This window comes from Mesorhizobium sp. Root102 (assembly GCF_001425625.1).
Classification (GTDB): Bacteria; Pseudomonadota; Alphaproteobacteria; order Rhizobiales; family Rhizobiaceae; genus Mesorhizobium.
The window spans coordinates 337,532-345,019 of sequence record NZ_LMCP01000044.1; the positions used below are offsets into that span (position 1 = coordinate 337,532).

5 protein-coding genes are annotated in these 7,488 nt (G+C 60.9%); 2 read left to right on the plus strand and 3 right to left on the minus strand.

The window, feature by feature from the left end; all coding sequences use genetic code 11:
* Positions 1 to 81 precede the first annotated feature (81 nt).
* The gene (locus ASD12_RS26265) at positions 82 to 2,871 is read left to right on the plus strand and encodes a winged helix-turn-helix domain-containing protein (RefSeq protein WP_162252289.1); all 2,790 of its coding nucleotides are present in this window, start codon (positions 82 to 84) and stop codon (positions 2,869 to 2,871) included.
* Between the two features lie 385 nt (positions 2,872 to 3,256).
* Positions 3,257 to 4,108: a sensor histidine kinase gene (locus ASD12_RS26270; protein ID WP_056593369.1), complete on the plus strand. Its 852-nt coding sequence runs from the start codon at positions 3,257 to 3,259 to the stop codon at positions 4,106 to 4,108.
* A 103-nt stretch (positions 4,109 to 4,211) separates the two neighbouring features.
* On the opposite strand, the gene ASD12_RS26275 is transcribed toward ASD12_RS26270, so the two are convergent.
* The 3 genes from ASD12_RS26275 to ASD12_RS26285 form a co-directional block, all read right to left on the minus strand.
* Positions 4,212 to 4,448, minus strand: coding sequence for a hypothetical protein (locus ASD12_RS26275; protein ID WP_056593372.1), 237 nt, complete (start codon positions 4,446 to 4,448; stop codon positions 4,212 to 4,214).
* 283 nt (positions 4,449 to 4,731) lie between these two features.
* Positions 4,732 to 5,886: an efflux RND transporter periplasmic adaptor subunit gene (locus ASD12_RS26280; RefSeq protein ID WP_244482980.1), complete on the minus strand. Its 1,155-nt coding sequence runs from the start codon at positions 5,884 to 5,886 to the stop codon at positions 4,732 to 4,734.
* 92 nt (positions 5,887 to 5,978) lie between these two features.
* Positions 5,979 to 7,481: an efflux RND transporter permease subunit gene (locus tag ASD12_RS26285; RefSeq protein WP_348271737.1), complete on the minus strand. Its 1,503-nt coding sequence runs from the start codon at positions 7,479 to 7,481 to the stop codon at positions 5,979 to 5,981.
* Positions 7,482 to 7,488: the final 7 nt, after the last annotated feature.

Here is a 7,488-nt window from a genome sequence, read left to right on the forward strand (position 1 = left end):
GCTGTCGTCACAAGTAGCGACCAAACAGAGACCGGTGAAATCCTATTTTTCGGCCCTTTTCGGTTGATCGGGGCAACTCGGGTGCTCGTCAGGGATGGCAAACCCGTCGCCATCGGAGGCCGCGCTCTCGACGTTCTGATTGCGTTGACCGGCCGGGCGGGTGAGGTCGTGAGCGGGCGAGAACTGATCGATCTCGTTTGGCCGGGCGTCTTCGTCGAGGAAGCCAATCTTCGCGTGCACATCGCCGCCCTTCGCAAGGTGCTGGGGGACGGCAAGGATAATGTCCGCTACGTCGTCAATGTTCCCGGCCGGGGCTACACCTTCGTTGCGCCGGTCCGGCGCAACGGCGCGGGCGGCGGCACTGCCTCAATTGCTGCTCCTGCAAGCACGGCGCGATCTCCGAATTTCCCGACGCCATTGCAGCTGCTGGTCGGCCGCACCGAGACCGTCGCCACAATGTCCTCGCTGCTCTTGTCTCGGCGCTTTGTCAGTGTGATCGGACCAGGTGGGATAGGCAAGACGACCGTCGCTGTGGCGGTCGGCAACGCACTGCGCCAGGAATTCGGCGACGACGCGGTTTGCTTTGTCGACCTTGGGTCGCTCACCGACCCGGCTGACGTACCCAGTGCCGTGGCTTCGGCACTCGGCTGCTTTGTCCAGGGCCCGGATCACGAGCCGTACATACGAGCCTTCCTGGCTGACAAGCGGATTCTCATCGTTCTCGACAATTGCGAGCATGTGATCGAGACGGCCGCCCAGCTCTGCGCACGCCTCTTTCACGCGGCGCCATCGGTGCACTTGTTGGCGACCAGTCGCGAGGCGTTGCGTGTTGAGGGCGAGCATGTGCAGTTGCTGATGCCTCTCGACAGTCCGCCTGACGAAACGCCAACTGCCGTTCAAGCTCTGGCCTCGCCCGCCGTGCAGCTCTTCATGGAGCGGGCGGCAGCGAGCGGGCACCATGCCCAGCTCAGCGACACCGATGCTCCAATTGTTGCGAAGATCTGCCGTCGGCTAGACGGGATCGCTTTGGCAATAGAGCTTGTCGCCAGCCGTGTGGGTACCCACGGTATTCAAGGAACCGCCGGACTCCTGGAAAGCGGGGCTGGGCTGCTCCTGCCAGGCTGGCGTAGTGCAGTGCCTCGGCATCAAACGTTGCAGGCCATGTTCGACTGGAGTTTCAGGCTCCTGTCGACGGACGAGCAGAGAGTTCTCTGCAGGCTGTCCGTGTTCGTTGGCAATTTCACGCTGGCGGCGGCGCATGCGGTCGCCGGGGGTAAGATACAGACGGTGACCTCCGCGATCGCCAGCCTGGTCGACAAGTCACTCATGCGGGTCGTGCCGACGAGCGGACTTACTCATTACCGATTACTGGATACGACACGCGCTTATGCTGCGGCCAAGCTCGCCGAAGACGGGCAAGCGGTAGCTGCCGAACGAGGTCACGCAGGCTACTTCACAGGCCTTCTCAAGCAGGGCATGGCCAAAGGCTCGGCTTTTGATGGCCACAATGTTGCCGTTCACGCTCCCCACATCGATAACGTTCGCAAAGCGCTCGCATGGAGTTTTTCGAGCTTGGATGACCGGTCCCTCGCCATTGAGCTGGCTGCCCTCGCAGTCCCGCTATTTCTGGGACTTTCACTGCTGGATGAGTGTCAGCAATGGTGCCGGCGAGCCCTGTGCGCGCTGCGGGAAGCGGATCACGGGACGCGATGGGAACTGGAACTCCAGGGGGCACTGGCGATGTCATCCATGTACTCCCGCGGCAACAGCCTGGAAGTCAGGGCCGGGATCGAGCGCGGCCTGGAACTCTCCGAAATCTTGCAGGATGGAAGGCATCAACTCCAGCTACTTTCCGGACTCTACATCTTCCTCATGCGCCAGGGGGAGTTCAGCGGCGCGTTGGCGGCCGCCAAACGGAACGCTGCCGTTGCCAAGGCCAGCGGAGGCCCGATCGAAAACGCAATGACGGAATGGATGTTAGGTGGATCATATCACCTGACCGGCAATCAGGCGGCAGCGCTACGACACTGCAAGCAAGGCTCGAAGCTGGCTTCGGATTTCAGGCTGGGGAGGGTGAGCTTCTTTGGCCACGACCACCATGTATCGGGGCTCGCGACGCTCGCCAGGTCCTTGTGGCTGTGTGGCTTCCCGGATCAGGGTTGCAAAGTCGCCCGTCAGGGAATCAAAACGGCGCAGAGCCACGATCACCCGGTATCAAGTTGCATTTCCCTCATCTATCTCGTCCCTGTTTTCCACTGGAGTGGCGACTTTAGAGCAGCGCAGGAGTATACTGAAATCGTAATCGAGCAGGCTACCAAATACTCCCTTGCTCCCTATCGCGCAGTCGGCCTCGCGCTGAAAGGTGAACTCATGGTCGCGCACGGCGAAGCGTCGTCCGGCGTTGCGACCTTGCGGGCGGCCTTGAAGGCGATGGATGCCGATCAGTACCGGATCGTGACGCTGCCGACGCGGCGCGCCTTGGCTGAAGGACTGGCCCATTCCGGACAGTCGGACGAAGCGTTGGCAACGATAGTCGAGGCTGTGGCGCGTGCTGAGCAGGTTGGCGAGATATTGTGGCTGCCCGACTTGCTGCGGGCCCAAGGCGAAATCCTACTGATGCAGCCGCGACCTGACCTTGCGACGGCTGAGCGTATACTGCTTCGCTCCCTCGATTGTGCCCACAAGCAATCGGCCTTGAGCTGGCAGCTGAAAGCCGCAATCCCGCTGGCGCGCATGTGGAAGGAGCACGGCCGGGGCAAGGACGCCCGCTCTGTGCTCGAAGACATCTATCGGCGATTTACAGAGGGATTTGAAACGCGAGATCTCGTTACCGCGCGCCGATTTCTCGAAGAGCTGAGTTCGACCGACTGAGCTCGGCAGACCAGTCGCGGTTCGCCTTCAATCCCATGGCTCTTTCACGTCTACCGCCAGGCGTTTGGAGCGATCCTCCACGCATGTGCTTATTCACGGTCTGTCCTGGGCGCGAATATTTACAGCTATTTGCAACGCTAAACTCGCATCGCAGCTCATAGGGCGGATAAACCATGACATGAAATTCCAGGCAATCGCCAAGCTGGAGGGGTGATGATGTGGACATTCGTATAGCTTCATTACACCGAACGCTCCGGAGGATTTCCTCCCGGCAGTGGAATAGTCTCATCGCCCCCATTCGCAAGGTCAGGCTGATTGATCTTCTGCAGCCTTCGGCGCCGCCCACGACCAAATCGCACCCTCTTGCCGTAGGAGCCCGTACCTCATGCATGGCACCCAATCGACAGCAATAAGCAAGCGCGCGGTGTGCATCGCGCACGAAGTGAACCAACCGCTTACCGCCATTCTGACCAACGCGGAAACCGCCCTGCAATGGCTGACGAGAGATCCGGTGAATCTCGATGAGGCGAAACAGGCCATCGAACGGATCATCGGCAATACCCTTCGCGCCGCCGATGTCGTCAGAGGTGTTCGCGATCTGGTCCGAAAATCCCCGCCCATAGCGGCTAACCTCGACATCAACGACTTGATTACGGACCTGCTCAGTCTCGTCAGCCTCGATCTGCGCCTTCACCGCATCGCGGTCGAGGTCGAACTCGCTGAGAACCTGGAGCCGATCAGAGGCGATCACGGTCAATTGGAACGGGTCGTCGCCAACCTGGTCTCGAACGGCATCGAGGCGATGAGCACGGTGCAGGATCGACAACGGAAGTTGCGGATCAGCACCCGGCTCGATAAAAATGGGGATGTGCTGGTGGCCGTCGAGGACACGGGCACGGGGCTCGATCCGGCGCTTGTCGACCGCATCTTCGATCCCCTGTTCACGACCAAATGCGAGGGCATGGGTTTGGGACTGTGGATATGCCGCTCTATCGTCACGGCCCACGGCGGCCGGCTGTGGGCCACGCCCAATCTTCCGCACGGCAGCATTTTCCGGTTCATCGTCCCAAGCACGGTTGGGCCAAGCACGGTTGGGTCAAAAACAGTCGCGCCAAGTCGACGCCGGCAGACGATGCGAACGAACCGCCAGGTCGAGAGGTTTGTTGGCGGCGCTGCATCTTCAGATCTCGTTCGGCGGCATGAGAAGGCGAACATGCCTGAGGAATACTCCAGGTAGCCAGGCTTTCCTGCAGGCGGCTGGTCTCTGCGCCGTAGACTTCATGCTGCAGACCCGCCGTTCCTGAGAGACGGCGGGGCTGCGGCGAGACGATGGGGCCTTCTCATTCACCCATTAACTGCTGGAGGAGGTTCCTGTTCGCAGTCGGGTGGGCTTTGAACGAGTTGATGCCGTCAAACCATCCATTCTGCGAGAAGTCGCCGTATTCGCTGCTGCCATGCCCACCGTTACGGCCGTGATCGCCGTCGTGGCCGCCGTGCGACGAGGCGGCAAAGGCCCCAGTGAGTGGGATGGCGACGAGCATCGCGGCAAGCGCCGCCTTCAGAGGGATAGAACGCATGATTAACTCTCCTTTTTGTTGAGGAAGGCGGCCTTTCGTCTACCGCGCATTCCAGCTACAGGCACTCGGGAACCTTCGAGTTACGATGTTCGTCTCGCCTCTGTTGTTCTCGTCCTGTGCCAATTATCTAGCAAACGTCGGAAGTAACAAACAGTATATAAGGGTATAATGCATGTATATATAAGGTAGTATGGAGTGTCGGTGTTCGGCCCGTGTGGGGCGCTGAGGACGGGGGGCTCGATTTTCACGCCGGGCGCCCTTGAACTGAACCAGGGTGAACGAACTAGGGTGTTGGGACGGCTGCAGGACTGATCTGCACCTTGCTGCCTTCGGCAAGTTCGACCGGCGGATTCAGGATTACCAGGTCACCCTGTTTGACGCCGTCACGGACCTCGACCTCCTTTCCGAGATCGCGCGCCACCGATATTTTCCGGATATGCGCGATGCCGTTCTGGACCACGGCAACCTGCAAACCATCTGCGTTGAAGATGATCGCATCTGCCGACACGGAAAAGCTGGGTGTCTTGCGCGGGATCTGGAGCTCGACAGTGCAATAGGTGCCGGGCGCGAGAACACCGTCGGGGTTCGGAATGTCGATTTCGGTCAGCAAGGTCCGTGTGCCCGGTGCCAGCGCATCGGCAATCCGCGTCACCGTGCCGGGGAAGGTACGGTCGGGGATTTCGGGAATCCGAAGCACAGCCTTGACCCCCGGGGTCAGTCCAAAGGCCTGGTCCTGAGGGACGTAGACCTGGGCACGGATCACATCCCCTTGCATGATGGCGAACAGGAAAGTGCTGTTGGTCGTGTCGGCCTGCACCAGGCTGCCGATATCGACGTTGCGTTGAGTGATGACGCCGTCGAACGGGGCGACCACCTGCTGGTAGGCCTGTTGCTGGTCGAGCACGCGCAGCTGGTCCTGCTGCGCATTCACATTGGCCTGCGCAACGCCGACAGCCGCCTCCTGTGCCTTGACGCTTTGGACGTCGATCGTACCCTGCTGCTTGGTGATCCAGCCCTGGTCCACCAGGGGTTTGTCGCGTTGCCACGTCACCTTGGCGAGATCGAGATTGGCTTGTGCTTGTTGCAGCGCCGCCTTGAGCTGTCCTAAGGTTGCCTGGGCCTGCAAAATCTGGTCATCGAGTTCCGGTACGGCAATTTTGGCCAGCAACTGTCCCTTCTTGACCCTGTCTCCGATATCGACCTCACGCGTCTCGATATAGCCGCTGGCTCGTGCGAAGATGTCCGCGACATCGTAGGCAGTTGTGGTGGCGGGCAGACTGACTTGCATGATGTCGTCGCTCGGCCTTACCGCTGCAACACGCACCTGCGGGATGAAGTCACGCGCCTGTTCGGCGGCCGCCGCGAGTTCGCGGCTGCGCGAATAGTATCCCTGGACGCCATAGGCCAGTCCCGTCGTCAGCAGGGTCAGCGCGCCCAATGCAAGCAGCCAGCCTCTGCCTCGGCGCGGCGGCCGCTCCGTTGCGCCATCCGTCACCGTATCGTCGCGCTGATCCAGATGATCCCTCGGTTTCATGCGATTTCCTCGTCGAAGACGCCGTGAGCCGTCTTGCCGTCCTGTCTGCTGCGCAGCATCGCGAACAGGTACGGCACGACGAGGAGCGTCGTGGGCGTTGCAAACAAAAGCCCCCCGATAACCGCGCGCGCCAGCGCGGCATTCTGCTCTTCGCCCGCTCCGCCGATCGCCATGGGGACCATGCCGACGATCATCGCGGCCGCGGTCATGAGCACGGGCCTGATCCGGGTATGACCGGCTTCGATCGCCGCGTCGAACGCAGGCTTGCCCGCCAGCTGCTGGTCGCGGGCGAAGGTCACGAGCAGAATGGAATTGGCCGAAGCGACCCCGACCGCCATGATCGCCCCCATCAGGGAAGGCACGTTGAGCGTCGTGCCCGTGATGAACAGCATCGTCACGATGCCGCACAAGGTCGCCGGCAACGCAAGGATGACGACAAAGGGGTCGCCGAAGTTCTGATAGTTCACGACCATCAGCAAGTAGACGAACACGGCGGCGAACAGGATGCCGATGCCGAGGTCCCAGAAGGCATCGTTCATGCTCTGGATCTGGCCTATGACCTGAATGTTGTTCCCAGGCGAAAGCTGCTTCTGCAGGTCGGCAACGACCGCGCTGATCTGGCTGGAGATACTTCCCAGATCGCGACCCTGGACGCTTGCATAGACTTCGTAGACCGGCTGGACGTTCGCCTGGTTGGCGTTGGTCGGGAGACTGTCGCGCTTGAACGTAGCGACGTTGCTGAGCTGCCCAGGAACCTGTGCACCTGCGGTATTGATAGTCGAGGAAACGGGCGTGTTGCCGAGGTCGTTCAGTGACGCGATCTTGTTTTCCGGCGTCTGAACGGCAAGATAGTAGGGAATGCCCGTGTTCGGGTCGGTCCAGAAGTTCGGCGACACCTGCTCGGAGGAACTCAGGCTCACATTGATGTTGTTGGCGATCGTGCTGGCATTGAGACCGAGCTGCGCCGCCCGCGTGCGGTCGATATCGGCATAGAACGCCGGCGCGTCGACTTCCTGCTGCAGGTGTGCGTCGACAACACCGGGAATGGCTGCGATGCGGCGCCGCAGTTCCATCGCGATCCGCAGATTGGTAGCGCGGTCATAGCCGACCGTACGGACATCGATCTGCGCCGGCAGTCCGAAATTGAGGATCTGCGTGACGATGTCGGCCGACTGGAAGTAGAACAGAACGTCTGGAAAGGCGCTGGGCAGCGCCGCGCGCAACTTGCGCACATAGTCGGCAGTCGGCGCGTGGCCGTCTTTCAATGCGACCAGGATCACACCATCATTCACGCCGATGGTCGATCCATCCGTGAACGCCAAATTGTAGGCACGCGCCGGCAGGCCGATATTGTCGACGACAAGCTGGAGGTCGCGATCGGGAACGATCTCGCGGATCTTGTCCTCGACAGATGGGGTGATTGGGGTCTCGGTCGAGCCTAACTGAGGGCGGCTGCTCCTGTCGGGATGTGAGAACGTGGTCGATGTGAATCGCCACAAACATCGG